The sequence below is a fragment of the [Clostridium] symbiosum genome, assembly GCA_036419695.1.
Classification (GTDB): domain Bacteria; phylum Bacillota; class Clostridia; order Lachnospirales; family Lachnospiraceae; genus Otoolea; species Otoolea symbiosa_A.
In genome coordinates this window covers 2,648,053-2,665,917 of record CP143946.1, presented here as the reverse complement: position 1 = coordinate 2,665,917, position 17,865 = coordinate 2,648,053, and the positions used below count along the sequence as shown (strand labels likewise).

Here is a 17,865-nt window from a genome sequence, read left to right as displayed (position 1 = left end):
AACTGGAATAACTGAAAAAGGAGAGAAGAGCTTGATACAGGAATATATTGTTCCGGAAGAGTTTTCCGGTGTACGCATCGACAAGTTTCTGTCCGAAAGCTGCCCCCTGCAGTCGCGTTCCTTTCTCCAGAAGCTCCTCAAATCGGAGCTGGTGGATGTGGACGGAAAGACGGTGAAAAGCAGCTATAAGGTGTCTGCCGGTGAAACGGTTTCTTTTGAGGCGCCCGAAGCGGTGGAAGCGGAGATCACGGCGCAGGAGATGCCCCTTGACATTCTTTACGAAGATCAGGACGTCATTCTGATTAACAAGCCGAAGGGCATGGTGGTGCATCCGGCCGCCGGGCATTATGAGGGAACACTGGTCAACGGCCTGATGCATCACTGCCGGGATCAGCTTTCCGGAATTAACGGAGTCATGCGCCCCGGTATCGTCCACCGGATTGATATGGACACGACCGGCGTAATCATCGCCTGTAAAAACGATCTGGCCCACAATTCCATTGCGGAGCAGCTGAAGGTACATTCGATCACAAGGAAATATTATGCCGTCGTATTCGGCAATCTGCCGGATGACGAGGGAACGGTGGCAGCTCCCATCGGCCGCCATCCAACCGACCGGAAGAAGATGAGCGTCATCAGTAAAAATGGGAAGGACGCCGTCACCCACTACCGCGTGCTGGAACGTTTCCGCGGTTATACCTATGTGGAGTGCAGGCTGGAAACGGGCCGCACCCATCAAATCAGGGTCCACATGGCGAGCATCGGCCATCCGCTGCTGGGAGATCAGGTGTATGGGCCCTCCAAACAGCCTTTCCATCTGAACGGCCAGACACTGCATGCAGGCGTTCTGGGATTTATTCATCCGCGCACGGGCGAATATATGGAATTTACGGCTCCTCTGCCCGATTATTTTGAGGAACTCCTTACAAAGCTCAGGCGTCTGACCTGAGAATTCCGGCCGCATACAAATTTTGGACGAACCATAAAGTGACTTTATAATCTATACAGAATTCACAAAATTAATAATGACTTTTCAGAATTTTTGCGCTATAATAGAGTTAAGAAGCAGAATAGTTTTACAAATTGAAAGGAGTGAGGTCGATGATGGGTAATTTAGTGATTACAATCGGTCGTGAATGCGGCAGCGCTGGACGGCTGATAGGACAGAAACTGGCAGCAGATCTCGGTGTAAAATGTTATGACAAGGAGCTTTTAACTCTCGCCGCAAAGAACAGCGGTTTATGTGAAGAACTTTTTAAGACTCATGATGAAAAACCGACGAGCAGCTTTCTTTATTCGCTTGTAATGGATACATATTCTATGGGATACAACACCTCGGCTTATATGGATATGCCGATTAACCACAAGATTTTTCTGGCACAGTTTGACACGATCAAGAAACTGGCCGAAGAGGAATCCTGCGTAATCGTAGGCCGCTGTGCCGATTATGCCCTTGCCGAATATCCGAACATGGTCAGCGTTTTCATCTGCGGCAATGAGGATGATAAGATTCACCACCTGATGGAACGCCACAATGTGGATGAAGCAAAAGCAAAAGATATCATGATCAAAACAGACAAGCGGAGAGCCAGCTATTACAACTACTATTCCAGCAAACGCTGGGGAAGCTGCAAGAGCTACGATATGTGCCTCAACAGCAGCACCGTAGGCTATGACGGAGCAGTTGACATTATTAAGGAATTCGCCAAAAAGAAACAAGAATTTCTTAAAACAAAGAATTATAAGTAACTGATATAATTAGACCGGTATGCCTGTTTATTTTAGACAGGTATATTGGTCTTTTTTGATTCATGGAAAATTACGTCCTATGAATCAACCCGTTCTTGTTTTAAGAATTCTTTACGTGACAAACGATAAACGATAGAAAAGAGCAGCCCCAATGAGAAAGTTTCATCCCCTTATCATGAGGATTTTAGTCATGACTGCATCAGGTTTCCTGCTTATCTCCATAGCAGGGACCTATACGCCCTCCCCTTCCCTGGCGCCGCCTCAGGTCATAACCCAGGCAGGTACGCCGGAGGATACCACGGCGCTTCATTCGGAAACGGAACCGCTGGATGTAGAGGCATGTAATCCTGATACAGGTTTTGACGAAAAATCGCTGCCGGTCAGGATTATGGATGCCATGAACCGGTTCGCAGGCCGATCGGCCGCCGCTTTTTCCGGAATAAACTCCGGCAGGGAGGAGGAATATTCCCCATCCGTATTTAAATACAATCTGATGGCTCTCTATCCGCAGGAACAGGAGCTGTCACCGGCAGATGAGACGGCCTCGGAACGCGAGCGGGTGCTCCGTCTTCTGAAACATAACCTGAAACCATTTTATGACTTTTTCAGGCTGTCCTTTAATACACGGGCTTCCGATTCCTATGGAGGCCGTATGTATGAATATTTAAACCGGAAAGACGCTGAGTGGACCTCCGGCCTTTATAAATGGCTCCAGGCCTCTCCGGAACAGGCGGCAAAGATGCTCCGGCTGTCCCAGGCGTCCGTGACCGGAAAGTATGACCCAACCAATGAAAAACACGATCCGGCCAATGCCTCAACATGGCTGATCCCCTCCTGGAAAAATGTTAATTTTAATTTCTTCGACGGTGACGGCAGACGGATTGATCTCTATTCCAATTCGCAGGAGATAGCGTCGATGGCCAGCGTATACACCTGGTACACCGGATGGAACGATGTGGATAACTTCCGGAATTATATCGATGAATTGTGGCAGTTATCCCACGGATACAGCGTAGCCATCGGGCCGGTCTATTACTGTGACGGCTGTGTCGATCCGCATGAGGCAGATACAAAGGAAGGAACCGGTACCGCCGGCGGCAGCGCTGAGGCTCTAAGCGGAGGAGCAGGCGTCCAGGAAGCCTCAGAAGCGCCGTCAGAGGCTCCGCAGGGAGAGCAGGCGGGAATTCCTTCCTCCGTATCGTCAGAAGGCCAAAATGGGGCTTCTGACGCCTCTGTGGGGAATGCTGCAGGCGTTGCGGCAGAGACGGCGCCCCAGGGAGAGCAGGAGACGGTTCCGGCACAGACCGCAGCAGCTTCCGCGCAGCCGGCCGATGCCTCACAGACGGCGTCCCAGGGAGCGGAGGCCTCGCCTTCGGAACTGTCCGTTCCGGCGGACGGGACTGCCGAAGCAGGAGAGGGCGGTGCAAATGCCTCCGGGGCATCACTGACGGCGGCGCCTGAAATCCAGCTCAACAGCGAGGGGAAATTCTGTCCCGGACATGTGGATTTGACGGTTACGGCCCGCATCGTAGGCTTGTCGGAACGCAAGAATCTCTATACCATCGATAAGAAAGGCGCAGCGGCTACCGATACCTGGCCGGGATGGTCTCCCTACAACAAAGCCTATGTCGATACGTTATACAGCCAGGACTGGTCCCTTGAATACGAGCTGTCCCCGGTTGAACTGGCCCTTGGAAAACCGCTTACCTTCAGTGAAATCAGCGATTACCTGAAGCTGCTTCCGGCGGATATCTCCCGTGAGAGGAAGGCGGTGATTACATATGCCCTGCACTCCGTCGGGAAAATCCCTTATTACTACGGCGGCAAAGCACATGCCCCGGGCTATGAGGGCAATAATTTTGCAAACATCACATCCCCGGACAGAAAGGGCCGCATCATATCCGGGCTCGACTGTTCCGGCTGGGTAAACTGGGTTTACTGGTCCTCCCTCGGGAAGGTCCCCACGAACCTGGGAACCAGCGGCCTGATCCATGCGGGAAGAGGCATCAGCCGCTCGGAACTTCAGCCGGGCGACATTATCGTGAGGCTGGGAGCCAATTCCCATGTCATGATGTTTCTCGCCTGGGCACCCGGAGGTCAGATGGTCTGCATACACGAAACAGGCGGCAGCGTGAGCAACGTCACGGTCAGCATCGTGGATGCCAGATGGCCGTATTACAGGGCGCTGCTGGATTGACGCTGATTCATACAAAGAATATAGGGAATAGAAAGAATTCCCATAAGACAGGGTTCACAGGATGAGGCCGGATATTTTCCGGCAGCCGTCTGTGGACCCTGTCGTTTCCGGCAAAAATATGGTATAGTTAAAATTAGTGTAAGTCACATCACCCAGAATACGGAGAGTATTACTTATGGAAAAAGCGAACTGCCGCATGAATCATATAAAGGAATTAGATGTAACACAGATTCGGATGTTCCGGCTGCATTCCCACCATTTGGACAGGGAATACGGGAAATCGGATCTATCCGATATTGCAGGAGCATGCGGACTGCAGAATACCCCGCCGGGAGCATGGGAAACCGCTCTTTTTAACCGCATTCCGGATTTCAGCCTGGCGGATATGGAAGAACTTTTATACAGGACAAAAACTCTGCTTCAGGCATGGAGCCTCCGGGGAGCGCCCGTTGTGTTTCCCGCCTCCGAATGGGATGCGTTTCTCACCGCGCTTACTGCAAAAGAGGATGAGCCGTGGATTTATACCCGGGGAATCTCTGCGGCGCTCGACTTTCTCCAGATGGATTTTGAGGAGCTGTTTCTGCTCCTCAAACGGGTGATTTCCCGGTTGGACGATAAAATTATTACCGGTAAAAGTGATTTGGATCAGACGCTCGCCGGATGGATGGCTCCTTATCTGCCCGGTGAAAAACGCGTTCTCTGGAACCGGCCGTCCATGTACGGGGATCCGGACAGACAGACCGTCGGCGGGGCCGCTGTATCTTTTTTACTCCGGCCGTGCGCTTTTGAAGGCCTGGTCGTGTTCGGGGAACGTGACGGAACCAGCCCGACCTTTACCTCCCGCATAAACTGGCTTGGCAAAACGGAAACGGCCGTGGAAAACGGCGCCGGTGAAAGCGGCGCTTCAAACGGGGCCGCCGGGAAACTGGTGCGCAAATTTCTGCACTGCTACGGACCGGCCACGGCCGACATGTTCGCAGTCTGGCTCGGCTGTTCCGGGAAACAGGCGCGCCGCATGTGGAATACCGTCTCGGATGAAATGGAGGCGGTCACGGTATCCGGTAAAAAAGCGTTTATTCTTTCCTCCGACAGGGCGGAATTTCTTTCGCCCGCCCCTCTTCAAAGGGAGCTTCTCCTTCTCGGAGGGCACGATCCCTACCTGGACCAGCGTGACAGACTGATTCTTCAGCCGGAGAAGACGCTGCACAGCCGGATATGGAAACTCGTGACAAATCCCGGAGCCGTTGTGTACCGCGGAGAAGTAATCGGAGTCTTTACGGGGAAAAAGAAAAGTAAGGGTTTGGAGATGAAAATCTCTTTATGGCGGGATTTTCAAGACAGGCGGAAGCTTACCGGCCTTGCCGGGTCCTATGCCGCCTTCCGGGGACAGAAGCTTACAAACCTGGATCTGGAAATTTTGTAATCAGAGAGAGGAGGAAATTCGATGAAACAGTGTCCCTATTGCGGATGTGAAGAATACGGGATTGAGACGGTCAATCAGGCCGAGATGAAAAAATGCAGCGCCTGCGGAGCTTTCTACGAAGATGCCGGAGCAGAATTTGAAATCAATTCCTTTGTCCCGGTTTATGAGCGTGACAATGACGGCAGGTATCCCGGCTGTCCGAAGTGCGGCTGCCGGGATATCAGGCGGCTGACAACGGATGAACTGATGGTGCGCGGAAATCTTATAGCGGCGGCGATAGCGGGAGTTCCTCACGAGCTGAATCCCCTGCTGATCGGAAGATATGAGTGCCTGAATCCGGACTGCGGATACCGCTGGCATTAAAAAGATAGTACCGGAGGATGTCTACTCCTCCTCCGGTACCGTTTTTTTACCGTTTCGGCCGGTAGATTACCTCATTGACGGCATAGACCGTTACAAACGCATTTTTATCCGTCTTCAGTATATAGGTCATCAGCATGGCATATTCGTTCTTATCCACGATTGTGATGATTTCCCTGCGCGGACGGCCGTCGTATGCGCCGATCGCCTCATAAATCGTCGCTCCGCTGTGGAGGTGATGCAGGATGAATTCCCTGATTTCCTCCTCATGTTCGGAGATAATGCAGACCCGCTTTTTGATATTGAAGCCGAATATAAAATGATCCAGCACGATTCCGTTTAAGTAGGTGCCCAGAATGCTTAAAACTACGATCTTTTTATCATAAACGAGAGCGGAGGAGAGAGCCACGCACATGCCGGAAAGCGACATGGCCTTGCCCAAATCCATATGCATATATTTATTCAGGAATTTTGCCACTATATCGAGACCGCCGGATGACGCATTGCGGTTGAACAGCATGGCCAGGCCGATGCTCACGGTAAAGATATAGCAGAGCATATCTAAAAATGCGTCGTTGGTAATGGATTGGTTATCCGGAAACATGATTTCCAGTACGGCCAGGACAACGGGGACCAGAAAAGAGGTGTACACCGTTTTGGCGCCGAATTCCCTGCCGATAAACAGAAATCCCAGTATCAGCAGAAAGAGGTTCAGGATAAAGGTGATTGCAGAAATTTTTAAAGGCACAAAGTTTCCCAGAACGATGGCCAGGCCGGAGATACTGCCGACCGATACATGGCTCGGAATCAGAAAGAAAAATACAGCCGAAGATACAATGATGGTCGCAAAAGTAATCACCGCAAACTCTTTGACCGTCCCCCATTTTTTCATGATAATCCTCCAGTAAGTTTATAATTTTGACATATGTTTTTCATACAACCATGCCCCGTCTCGTATTGTAACACAACAAAATCCTTCCTGCAATTGACAGGAGAAAAGAAAAACCAATAAACGAAAAACAGTTGGAGGGTAAAACATGAACATAAAACAGAACAAATGGAAAACAGCCGCTGGTGAAGGCGGGCAAAAGCTATGAAGCCTATTACGAGAACCTCTTTTCCGGAGGGGCGGCCGATATGTTTTCACTGATGACATCGAACGCCATAAACTGGATTAATGCGGCGTATCTGGCCGTCCGCCTGATATCAAAGGCAGTCTGTGTCTGGGCTATGGCATGCGGCGTGTTCGGCATGGAAAATCGGGACAATGTGTCCGCTCAGGAATGAATTTAATATTTTTCTTTCCCTGATTATCAGCGCTATATTTATGTTCTCCCGTTTGCTATAATAGGAAAGGGTGGAAATTCCCCCGAGATCAGACCTGATATCCAGACCTGAAATAAAGAACATAAGATGAGAGGAAAGATTATGAAACGTATTACCAAGAAGTGGAAGACAGCAATATTCTGTATGGCTCTGTGCGGCACACTGGCCGCCTGCGGAAGCAAGAATAAAGTCCGGGAACCGGAGGAATCCGGAACGGCCGGCGTAAGTACGGAAGCCGCAGAGGCTGAATCAGTGCCACAACAGGAATCCGGGGCGGCGCAGGCCGGTGAAAACGGCGGTGAAGCGGACCGTTACAGCCTGATTGAGTCCCAGACCTTCGAAGTGACGCTGAAACCCCAGGGGAAGGTGACTTTTGCCTCCTATCAGCCGGACGGCGGCAACCTGTATGAGGATGCATTGTTCAAGCTTATGGACGGTGAACGTACAATCGCCACATTGGACGGCATGGTTCAGAACAACCGCCGTGAAAACGAGAATTTCAATGAAGTGGAAGCCGTCTCATTTCCCGATTATAATAACGACGGTTACAGTGATATCATTATTATCTGCAGCTATTCCCCTGCGTCAGGCGCTTCCGGCCGTTTTTCCGAGGCCAGAATCTACCGCGGAAGCGGGAACGGTTCTTTTACCCTAGAAAGGGAACTGTCCGACTCGGCCAATTCGGCTCTCGCCGAGAAGACCGTAAAGTCGGTTCTCGGCTTTTTAGGGGCGGGAAAAAAGGAAGAGCAGGAATTGGCCGCCTGGCAGCAGGCCTACTTAAGCCACCTTCAGCAGGAGACAGGACAGTGGCAGGGATATAACCTGATTTACATCAACGACGATGCCGTACCGGAGCTGGTGGAGATTGGCGGCAGTGAAGCTGCTGGCTGCGGGATTGTAAGCTTTGCGGACGGTGCGGTCAGTGAGACTCAGCTTGACAGGCTCGGCTTTACTTACATTGAAAAAGGGAATCTTCTCTGCAATTCCGACGGACATATGGACAGCTACTATGATCTGGTATACAGCATGGCGGGCGGACGTCTGACACAGATTGCCGCCGGTTACTACGGGGCGGAAGATCCTTCGAACCTGCAGCTGGATGAGAACGGGGAACCGGTTTACCGGTATGAATGGAATGGCGCCGTGATGTCCAAAGAAGAGTATTATCAGGCGCTTAATGCAGTTTACGACACTTCCAGAGCCAAAGATGGCTATCAATGGGATAAATGGCTTACCAAAGAGGACGTGATCCGGGCCATAACAGAATAAAGAAAGAGAATGGCGGAACCTTTATCTGACCTTTCACGGCAGCCTGCCTGGGAACAGCATTTTTGTCTGACAGCAGGCCAGAAGTCTCTCTTTTGAATTGCAATGACCCGGTAAATGTGGTAAAATATAGTATATTTCAGTGGTAATATATAGTATATTTCAGCAGAAGGAAGGAGCACCGATTATGGATAAGGAAGTTTTAAACTATGTTGTTGAGAAGACACACGAATTAATGGATGCACAGTCATGCAGCGGTGAGGCAAGAACAGCAGCTCAAACCTGGCTGGATGCCGTTGGAACTGAAAATGAGGCCGCAGAGACAAAGAAATATATCGAAGAGCTGGAGGCAGACATTATGCCGGTCGACGGTTTAATCGCTTTCGCAGAGTCTGAAACCGGCGCCCAGGTTTTCGGGGCAGAGGAAGCCAAAGGCGTGGCGGCTCATGGAAAAGAAATCAAAGCAGCCGGAGCGAAATACTGCGACTGTCCGGCCTGTGCTGCGGCGGAGGCAATCCTTTCAAAGAAGGACGCTCTCCTTTAAGAAACATAGTAACGATTATAGTAACGATTCAGTGCCTTCATTACAAAACATAACGTTTTAAACCAGTACCAGATGGGCCAACGGGCATCAGTCAGAAATGGCTGGTGCCCGTTTTCAGGAGACGGCAATACGGCCAGGAGACAGCGATGGAACAAAAACAAGAGAAGCGGGAAACAGAAAAAACCATTCTGTTTTATGCGCTTCCCGCCTATGGGCATATTCATTCAAACCTTTACTTAACCGGACGGCTGGCCAAAGCCGGATTCCGTGTTATTTATTATGCGACGGAACCCTACCGGGCGGAGATCGAGGCGAACGGCGGGGAATACAGGGCTTATCCGCTGGGCGGTAAGACCATTGATACCTCGGACGGAAACAAGCTGCTGAAGCTGTACCGCCTGATTCTTGAATATACCCACGATATGCTGCCCGCCCTTCTTTCGGAAGCAGCACAGGAAAAGCCTTGCCATATTCTATTTGATTCCCTGGCGCTGTGGGGCAGGACGGTCGGGGAACTTCTTTCGGTACCGTCATTCAGCTTTTACAGTATTGCGGCCATTGACCGGATCGGGGGAAGGGCATTTTTCGCATATGCCTTGGGATTTTCCGGCGGTTTTCTGCGGTATGCGGGAGAGCTTCCCCAGGCGCTCCGGATACGGCGGCTGCTTGGAAAAAGTTATGGAATACGGAAACTGGGAATGCTCCCCGTCCTGATGAACAAAGGACAACGGAACCTGATGGGATACTCCAGGATGTTCCAGCCCGGCGGCGGAAAATTTGGGAAGGACTATGTATTCCTCGGGCCGCTGTCTCCCCATATGAAGAGCATCCGGACCAATGATTTCATCTGTCCGCAGGAAAGACTAATCTACATTTCCCTGGGAACCGTATTTAACCGGGATCGGGAACTGTTTCATGAGATACTGAAGCAGTTCGGCCGGGAAAAGGGCGCCGGATTTCATATCGTTATGGCCTGGAATATCGAAACAACGGACCGGATTCCGGATAACTTCATTGTCCGTCCGTTCGTAAACCAGGGAGAGATCCTGAAACATGCGTCTCTCTTTATCACGTCCGGCGGGATGAACAGTATCCATGAGGCTCTGTATTACGGCGTACCCTGCCTGATGTGCCCCCAGCAGGGAGAACAGCTTCTAAATGCCAAACGGTTTGAGGCCATGGGGTTTGGAAGGATACTGAGAAAAAAAGTGGATTTGTATCGGGAGGCCATGGCAGCCATGGCTCTGAAAAATACGTGGAGCGGAGAGCGGAGAAAAAAGGCGACGGCGGTTCATGTGAAGGCGGCGCTTCATTTACTGGACCGGAACAATACAGCGAAAGAAGAAAGGCGGCAGGACGAATGAGGGATACAGTTCTGATCACAGGGGCGACCGGATTTTTAGGCGGATATCTGGTGAAGCGTCTTACAAAGGAATACCGGGTTTTAGCCCTCGGGAGAAACCGGGAGCGCGGAGAAGCGCTTCAAAAGCTGGGTGCTGAATTCTGTCCCGGCGACTTCACGGACCGCAAAACCTGTGAGGCCTATTTTCGGGATGTCCGGTACGTCATCCATGCGGGCGCCCTTTCCACGGTTTGGGGAAAATGGGAGGACTTCTACGGGACGAATGTGGCGGGAACCGCTCTGGTGGCGGAACTCTGCCTTGAAAACGGCGTCGAACGCCTCGTTTATATTTCATCCCCCAGCATCTATACGGAGAAGCATGACCGCTATGGAATCCGTGAGGAGCAGGCGCCGGAGCAAAACGATCTAAATTTTTATATCAAGTCGAAACTGATGGCGGAACGGGTGATCGGTGAGATGCATGAGAAGGGGCTGGAGACCGTCATTCTCCGCCCCAGGGGTTTGATCGGGATCGGGGATACAAGCCTGGTTCCCCGGCTTTTACGGGCGAATGAACGGATTGGGATTCCCCTTATGAGGGACGGCTGCATCACTGTAGAGCTGACCAGCGTGGAGAACGTGGCTCAGGCCTGCCGTCTGGCCCTGACTGCGGCGGAGGCGGATGGAAAGGTGTTTAATATCACCAATGGGGAGCCGATGGAATTCCGGCTCCTTCTGGAATCCTTTCTGGCTGCCATTGATAAGCAGCCCCATTATAGGAAACTGCCCTTTAAGGCGGTTTACGGCATGGCCCGGGCCCTGGAATGGGCTTACAGGACATTCCGCCTGCCCGGAGAGCCTCCGCTTACAAAGTATACGGTATGCACGCTGGCGTTTTCCCAGACCATGGATATCAGCCGGGCAAAGGACATCCTCGGCTATGAACCGGAGAAATCCCTGATGGAATCGATTCAGGAATATGGACGTTGGTGGAAGGAAAACGAATCGGAAGGGAGAAGAGACCTGCCGGGGCAGCTTTCCAAAAAAGCGGAGCCGTCCCAGGGGCTGCCAAAACCGCCCGCGCTGATAGACGGGGTAAAGCTCTATCACTGCGGTTCCTGCACCAATGATCTGCGGCTCCTTTTCCGGGGACATCCCGGTGAAAAGAGGGAGTTTCCGGCAATGGCGGCGCTGATACGCCACAGGCGCCTTGGAAACATCCTGTTTGACACAGGATACTCGGAGGCCATCTATCAGGGAGGTCCGTTTCATAAATTATACCGTCTTTTAAACCCGGTCCATGTGAGGCCGGAACAGGTGATTGATAAACGGCTGATAGCCGACGGAATCAGTCCGGAAAGCATCGGAACCATCATTCTGTCCCATGCCCATCCGGATCACATCGGAGGGCTTAAGAAATTCAGCGGATACCGCCTGGTGGCTTCGGCCGGAACCATGAGGACGCTTGACAAGCCGGGGCTCCGGGATCTGGTGTTTACGGAGATGCTGCCCGGGGAACGTGACGGGGTGAGCCGCCGGGAACCTGAGAACCGGCTCGCAGAACATTTCCTCTGCCGGTATTTTGAAGAGGTTTACGATCTGTTCGGGGACGGCAGTCTTATCGGCGCAGCGCTTCATGGACATTGTACGGGGCAGATGGGACTCTGGATACCCGATTTGAAACTGTTCCTGGCGGCGGATGCCTGCTGGGGAGGTGATCTGGTCCGCGATACCCTCCGGATGAGAGTGATTCCGCGCCTGATCCAGAAGGATTTTGCAGAGTATAAAAATTCGCTCAGGAAGCTCTGCAGGCTGAAGCGGGAGCACCCGGAAATCCGAATCGTGTTTTCCCATCAGAGAGGGAGTGAGAAGACTTATGGCAGACCAGTTTTCCGTGCTTAAATATTATCTTTATTACAAATACAGAAGGCCGTTTTCGGACAGGAGTTCCCTGGAAAGATGGCAGGAACAGAAAATCAGGAAGCATTTAAAGTATATCGCAGGGCACTCCGCCGTTTACAGGGGAGTGGAACAATTGTCTTCCTGTCCGGTTACGGATAAAACATTCATGATGGATCATTTTGACGGGCTCAACACGGTCGGAATCGGCAGGGAGGAAGCCCTGGACTTTGCGGTCCGGGCTGAACGGGAGCGGGAATTTACGCCAAAACTTAAGGGGGTGACGGTGGGGCTAAGCTCCGGCACCTCCGGGAACAGAGGAATTTTCCTGGTGTCCGACGATGAGAAAAACCGCTGGGCCGGATATGTCCTTGCAAAATTTCTCCCCGGAAGTATCCTGGGTAAGTACTCCATCGCATTTTTTATGAGAGCCGACAGCAACCTCTATCAGGCGGTAAAATCTAAAAATATCAGGTTTCACTTCTTTGATATTTACAAAGACATGGAGGAGCACCGGAAACGCCTTGGGGAAATCCGGCCGCAGATTCTGGCTGGACAGCCATCGCTCCTTCTTATGATTGCGGAAGATATCAGGCAGGGAAAGACAGGGATTCGGCCACGAACCGTGATTTCCATTGCCGAGGTACTGGAACCGGAGGATGAGCGGAGACTTAAGGAAGCGTTTGGGCTGCCCGTGATTCACCAGGTTTACCAGTGCACCGAGGGCTGTCTGGCTTCCACCTGCCCAAAGGGAACGCTCCATTTGAACGAGGATATCGTGCATATTGAGCGGGAATACCTGGATGAAAAAAGATTTGTGCCCATTGTGACCGACTTTGAACGGAAGGCTCAGCCCATCATCCGCTACCGTTTAAATGACATCCTGGTGGAAAAGAAGGAGGCCTGCGCCTGCGGCAGTCCCTGTCTGGCGCTCGAAAAAATAGAGGGACGGGAGGACGACGTCTTTACCTTCCAGGGCCATGACGGACGGGATGTGCCCATATTCCCCGACTTTATCAGAAGGTGTATCCTGTTTGCGGATGGGGGCGGGGAAGCGGAAAAAACGGGCATATCCGGAGATTACAGGATCGTGCAGGAAAAAGACGGCCGGCTGACCGTCTATGCCGACCTGACGGAATACGGGAAACAGAAAATTGCTGAGGAATTTTCACTTCTCTCAAAGGACTGCGGTTTTATCCTGCCGGAAATCAGATTTACGGCATACGGCAGGGAAAAGGGCAGGAAGATGAAGCGGGTGGAGAGGAAGAACACATGAGAAAGGGGCAGGGATGAAGGAACGCAGGGTAAAGATTGCCGGCTGGGGAAAGACCCTGGCGGCACATAAGATGGATTTTGGAGGACAGACCCGGTACCGGCTGGAGCCGGGGGAAACTCTATTGGATCTGGCGGTGCTGTCGGCTAAAAAGGCGCTCAGATGCGCCGGGATGAAGATAGAAGAGATCGACTGTATTGTCTGTGCCATGGCGACTCCGCTGCAGGCTATTCCCTGCAACGCCGCCCTGGTGCATGAGCGGCTGGCGAAAGGCCTTTCGATTCCCGCCATGGATATCAACACGACGTGTACCAGTTTTATCTCGGCCCTGGATGTAATGTCATGCCTGATTGAGATTGGACGGTATAACAATGCGCTGATTCTATCGGGTGATACGGCATCCGCAGCCCTGAATCCGGAACAGACCGAGAGCTATGAGCTGTTTTCGGATGGAACCAGCGCCTGTGTGCTGACGAAATCCGAAGACTCCGATCCCTCCGCGATCCTCTACGGCTGCCAGAGGACCTGGTCCGAGGGCGCACATGACACGGAAATCAGGGGCGGAGGCGGCCTGATGCCTTCCTTTTCCATGAATGATGGAAACCGGGAAGACTACTATTTTGATATGAAGGGGAAACGGATCCTGAAGCTGTCCGCCAAGTGTCTGCCCGGCTTTGTAGAGCATTGCCTGAAGGAAGCCGGCGTGACCCGGGATGAGATTGATCTGGTTGTTCCCCATCAGGCCAGCCGGGCGCTGAATCTCATCATGCCCAGACTGGGCTTTGGGAAGGGTACCTATATCGACCGCGTTTCGGAGTATGGCAACCTGATCTCCGCTTCGGTCCCCTACGCGCTCTGTGAGGCCATTGAGGAGGGGAAAATCAAACGGGGTGACCTGATCCTGCTCATAGGAACGGCCGCCGGACTGACGGCGAATTTTCTTCTGATGAGGTTCTGATGCACTCCCGACTAACAGAAAACCGATAATATGACAGAAAGGTAATTACAGAATATGATTAACAGAGAAGATATGCTGGAGCTGACAAGGCGGATGACTCTTTCACGGACCTCCTTCACGAGAATTGCAGGGTGTTACGTGGACGGGGACGGGGATTTTGATGGAAGTTTCAATACCAATTTTCTGAAGCTTTCCTCACCGGAACGGACAAAAAAACTGGCGCTGGCAAAGGAAATCCCTTTTTCGCCCACCAATGTAAACCTGAAAAAATATGAATTTCCCGAGGCAGTACGAAAGCCGGGCGGTATGTGGCAGCTACTGATGGCGATGAATGAATGCGGCTTGAAAAATGATGCCCTGATGGATACGTTTTACGACGTGATGATGGAAAACTATCACGCATCCTCTGGGTATGCCATTCTCGTTTTCCACGACCGCTATGATATACCGGCCAAAACATCCGACAAGGAGCGTCTGTGGGAATCGGAAGAGGTGTTTGAATATATGATTTGCGCCATCTGTCCCTTGTCCGGGGAATACGAGCCGGGCAAACCAGAATGCGGATTTTTATTTCCCGCCTTTACCGACAGGAGCGGAGATACGGACCATATTGCTGTCTTCCACGCGGATGCGGGACGTCCCCACAAAGAACTGCTACGGCTCCTGAATGTGATTCCGGATAAATGAAACCAGCAGATATCAGGCTTGGAAAGGCCGAATACCGTCATCGGGAGGCCATGCAGCAGGACGGAAGGAATGGAGGAAAAGGAATGAAAAGAAAGAAATTAATAGCGGCAGTACTTTTATGTGCAGTTTTCTCATGCAGTCTTTCCCCGCTGCCCGGCGCCGGTTTAACGGTGCAGGCCGGGACCGGCAAAGGAACGGAATCCCGGACGTATCCGGATACGGTGCGCTGGTTTAATTCCGCCTACGCCCTCTGGTGTGTCCGCAACGGCGCGGATATCTCAAAACCGGGAGGCGGCTCCCCCAATGATCTGGTCTATTCCGTGGCCCTCAGGCAGATATTGGAGCGGGACTGGGGCGTTACGGACCGCCGGAGCGCCGAGGACAAAATTACCTGGCTGGAGACCGAGGGGCATAACAAGGCGCTTTTAAGTTATTACAAGGAACATAATCTGGGGCAGTATGCGACGGATATCGATTTGAATGCGTCCTGGGGAGATAACGGCAGCCAGAACTCTATTTCCGACGGTGAAGCGGCCCGGCAGATGGCGGCCTATATGGCATACAAGACCTATGGGGAAAATGCATGTGCAGGCTGGGATTTGAGCCGCGCGCTGATGCTTCTGGGGCAGTACTATGTAACCGGCTATTACACCTATGAGGAGGCCATGGACAAGTCTCTGGAAATTGCCAAAAAGGCACAGACCATGTTCCCGTCCTGGGAAGACTTTATGCAGAGCTATATTTACGGGTACGTATTTTGGAGTAAATCCGATCCCACCGACCCGCAGTCTGAGTTTCAGTACCGTGTCTATCTTTATCAGTCCCTGAAAGCCATGGAGGATGGTCCTTATCAGCTCGACTGGTATACGGAGCTGAAAAAAGAATGGTAATATAGGGATAGCAATTTAGGAAGTATCAAATAAAAGCAGTGTAAAATAAGAGAAGTGTAAAACAATAGAAGTATAAAATATGAATCCGGGAGACACCTGATATGTATGAGAGAATGCTGAACAAACAGGAGACGCCTTCGCCGGCCGAGATGACCGCCTACTGCGGTGAGACCGCCGGGCTGTTTTCTTCGCTGAATGAGTGGCTGACTGCGACGTATGCTACGGCACAGCAGATTACCTTCCCCTACGGAAATCAATATGGCTGGGGGATTGCCCACCGGTTGAAGAAAAAACTGATATGCAATATTTTCGCTGAAAACAATTCATTTACGGTGATGGTACGCTTATCCGGGAATCAGTATCAATCGTTATACATACAGCTACAGAAATACACCCAGGAATATATCGACAATCAATATCCCTGTGGTGACGGCGGCTGGATCCAGTACCGCGTCACCTGCAGGGAGCATTTTGATGACATACAAAAAATTCTGGCCGTCAAGTGCTCCTGATTGAGACATTCCAGTATCTGATACTTAAAAACGACGTGAAAGACTATTGACAGTGAATCGTTTCAGCAATATAATAAAAATATAGTGATATGCGAATGGCGTCTGCCATTCGCATATTGTCGTTTAGAGCAATATGAATGAATTCGTTCATATTACAAAGAGGGGAGAAATCGGCGAAAAAAACGGTTCCAGTGGGTTGGGACTATATCCCGTAAAGATGGTTGCAGTAAGAAATGCGGACGCGTAAACATCATGTTCGCACTTCTCCGTTTCATGGAAAATAAATGATTTTGTTCATAATCGCAGACAGGAGGTTATGATTCTTGAAATCAGCATCAGAGGGCAGGAAGTGGGATTAATGGAAAAAACGAATACTTCGCCAAAGGAAAGCGGCGGGAATAAAACGCTTTCTGGACAAAGAGATTCATTAACAGGTTTTTTTAGCAGAGACACCATGGAAACGGAGGTTGACAGACTGCTCGCAGGCGGCACCCCCGGTTTAATGCTCGTCATAGATATAAATGACTTTCAGCGAATCAATGAGGAATATGGCCATATGGCAGGAGACAGTCTCCTCAGAAAACTGCCGGAAATTATGGGGTATTATTTCTTCAAGAAAGATATTATCGGACGTATCGATGGGGATAAATTTTCTGTCTTTATCTCCGGGACGGAAAAAAGAGGTTTTCTCTACGGTAAAATGGGAGGAATGCAGGCCAGAATCAACCAGGCCGCACAAAAAACGGGACTTGAATATCTTGATGTTACAATCGGGGCAGCCGTAACTAAAAACGGTGATACATTCAAAAGCCTGTGCAGACGTGCACTTCTTGCCGTACGCTTGGGTAAAAGAGGCCGGAGAAAAGCGATTAATTTTTGTGATGACATACCGGAAAACAGTGACAGAGAGGCAGATACCGTCTTTAGAAAAGCAGAGCACTTTGATGATTTAAAACATGTCTGCCGTCAATTGGAGGAAACAAATATTTCCGAAGCAGCCGGCAGCCAGGAATACCTGAACTTTTTAGCTGTCTGCCGGTTCCTGAAAAACAGGTTTGCCCGGACCAGATTCTACGCCCAGCTGGTTCTGATATCCTTATCGGATCAGTACGGCTATTTTATCGAATTAAGAGAACGTGACTTTTTAGCAGGGCAGTTGAAGGACAGCCTCAAAAGCTCCCTCCGTTCCAGTGATATTTACATCCAATACAGCTGCTGTCAATTTCTGGCTGTCATACCGGATGCCGCCCCTGAACATGCGTCACTGGTGGAAAACAGGATCAAAGAGGCGTTTTACAGCCGGCTACCCGGCCGATCCGATATCGTGCTGATTTTCAGTTTCCTCCCGCTGTAACAATGATTGATTTGTCCATATCCATGTGGTACTATTTCTATAAGAACAAAAAGCGCAGTGGCGGAAAATACCGCCGGAAGGAGGC

17 protein-coding genes are annotated in these 17,865 nt (G+C 51.1%); 16 read left to right on the top strand and 1 reads right to left on the bottom strand.

Features of this window, described 5'->3' with window-relative positions; translation table 11 throughout:
* The first annotated feature begins 31 nt into the window (after positions 1-31).
* From V3C10_12295 to V3C10_12275, 5 genes are all read left to right on the top strand, one after another.
* Positions 32-949 carry an RluA family pseudouridine synthase gene (locus V3C10_12295; protein WVP60103.1) on the top strand — a complete coding sequence of 306 codons (918 nt, stop codon included), beginning with the start codon at positions 32-34 and terminating at the stop codon, positions 947-949.
* A 152-nt stretch (positions 950-1,101) separates the two neighbouring features.
* Positions 1,102-1,749 carry a cytidylate kinase-like family protein gene (locus tag V3C10_12290; GenBank protein WVP60102.1) on the top strand — a complete coding sequence of 216 codons (648 nt, stop codon included), beginning with the start codon at positions 1,102-1,104 and terminating at the stop codon, positions 1,747-1,749.
* A 151-nt stretch (positions 1,750-1,900) separates the two neighbouring features.
* Positions 1,901-3,946, top strand: coding sequence for an NlpC/P60 family protein (locus tag V3C10_12285; protein ID WVP60101.1), 2,046 nt, complete (start codon positions 1,901-1,903; stop codon positions 3,944-3,946).
* 205 nt (positions 3,947-4,151) lie between these two features.
* Positions 4,152-5,369: a winged helix DNA-binding domain-containing protein gene (locus V3C10_12280; GenBank protein ID WVP64618.1), complete on the top strand. Its 1,218-nt coding sequence runs from the start codon at positions 4,152-4,154 to the stop codon at positions 5,367-5,369.
* 21 nt (positions 5,370-5,390) lie between these two features.
* Positions 5,391-5,732: a hypothetical protein gene (locus V3C10_12275; protein WVP64544.1), complete on the top strand. Its 342-nt coding sequence runs from the start codon at positions 5,391-5,393 to the stop codon at positions 5,730-5,732.
* A gap of 46 nt (positions 5,733-5,778) precedes the next feature.
* On the opposite strand, the gene V3C10_12270 is transcribed toward V3C10_12275, so the two are convergent.
* Positions 5,779-6,621, bottom strand: a complete 843-nt coding sequence (locus V3C10_12270; protein WVP64543.1) for a YitT family protein — start codon at positions 6,619-6,621, stop codon at positions 5,779-5,781.
* Positions 6,622-6,803: 182 nt separating this feature from the next.
* Here V3C10_12270 and V3C10_12265 point away from each other — a divergent pair, with 182 nt between their 5' ends.
* The 11 genes from V3C10_12265 (at position 6,804) to V3C10_12215 (ending at position 17,780) form a co-directional block, all read left to right on the top strand.
* Entirely contained in the window at positions 6,804-7,016 is a 213-nt protein-coding gene (locus tag V3C10_12265; GenBank protein WVP64542.1) for a hypothetical protein, read from the top strand.
* A gap of 141 nt (positions 7,017-7,157) precedes the next feature.
* On the top strand, positions 7,158-8,324 hold the full coding sequence (locus V3C10_12260) for a hypothetical protein (GenBank protein ID WVP64541.1): 1,167 nt from the start codon (positions 7,158-7,160) through the stop codon (positions 8,322-8,324).
* Between the two features lie 184 nt (positions 8,325-8,508).
* Complete coding sequence (locus V3C10_12255) at positions 8,509-8,865, top strand: molecular chaperone Hsp90 (protein WVP64540.1); 357 nt, start codon at positions 8,509-8,511, stop codon at positions 8,863-8,865.
* 146 nt (positions 8,866-9,011) lie between these two features.
* Entirely contained in the window at positions 9,012-10,229 is a 1,218-nt protein-coding gene (locus V3C10_12250; GenBank protein WVP64539.1) for a glycosyltransferase, read from the top strand.
* A complete protein-coding gene (locus V3C10_12245) occupies positions 10,226-12,109 on the top strand; it encodes an NAD-dependent epimerase/dehydratase family protein (protein WVP64538.1) in 1,884 nt (627 codons plus the stop codon). Before V3C10_12250 ends, V3C10_12245 begins: the two co-directional genes overlap by 4 nt.
* The gene (locus V3C10_12240; protein ID WVP64537.1) at positions 12,084-13,382 is read left to right on the top strand and encodes a F390 synthetase-related protein; all 1,299 of its coding nucleotides are present in this window, start codon (positions 12,084-12,086) and stop codon (positions 13,380-13,382) included. Before V3C10_12245 ends, V3C10_12240 begins: the two co-directional genes overlap by 26 nt.
* 13 nt (positions 13,383-13,395) lie before the next feature.
* Complete coding sequence (locus V3C10_12235) at positions 13,396-14,337, top strand: 3-oxoacyl-[acyl-carrier-protein] synthase III C-terminal domain-containing protein (GenBank protein WVP64536.1); 942 nt, start codon at positions 13,396-13,398, stop codon at positions 14,335-14,337.
* Between the two features lie 54 nt (positions 14,338-14,391).
* Positions 14,392-15,024, top strand: coding sequence for a DUF4317 family protein (locus tag V3C10_12230; protein ID WVP64535.1), 633 nt, complete (start codon positions 14,392-14,394; stop codon positions 15,022-15,024).
* A complete protein-coding gene (locus V3C10_12225) occupies positions 15,021-15,914 on the top strand; it encodes a DUF1266 domain-containing protein (protein WVP64534.1) in 894 nt (297 codons plus the stop codon). The genes V3C10_12230 and V3C10_12225 overlap by 4 nt, the downstream gene beginning before the upstream one ends.
* Before the next feature lie 101 nt (positions 15,915-16,015).
* Positions 16,016-16,426 (top strand): DUF3788 domain-containing protein, encoded by a 411-nt coding sequence (locus tag V3C10_12220; protein WVP64533.1) that lies wholly within the window; start codon positions 16,016-16,018, stop codon positions 16,424-16,426.
* A 316-nt stretch (positions 16,427-16,742) separates the two neighbouring features.
* Positions 16,743-17,780, top strand: coding sequence for a GGDEF domain-containing protein (locus tag V3C10_12215; protein WVP64532.1), 1,038 nt, complete (start codon positions 16,743-16,745; stop codon positions 17,778-17,780).
* The last annotated feature ends 85 nt before the right edge of the window (positions 17,781-17,865 follow it).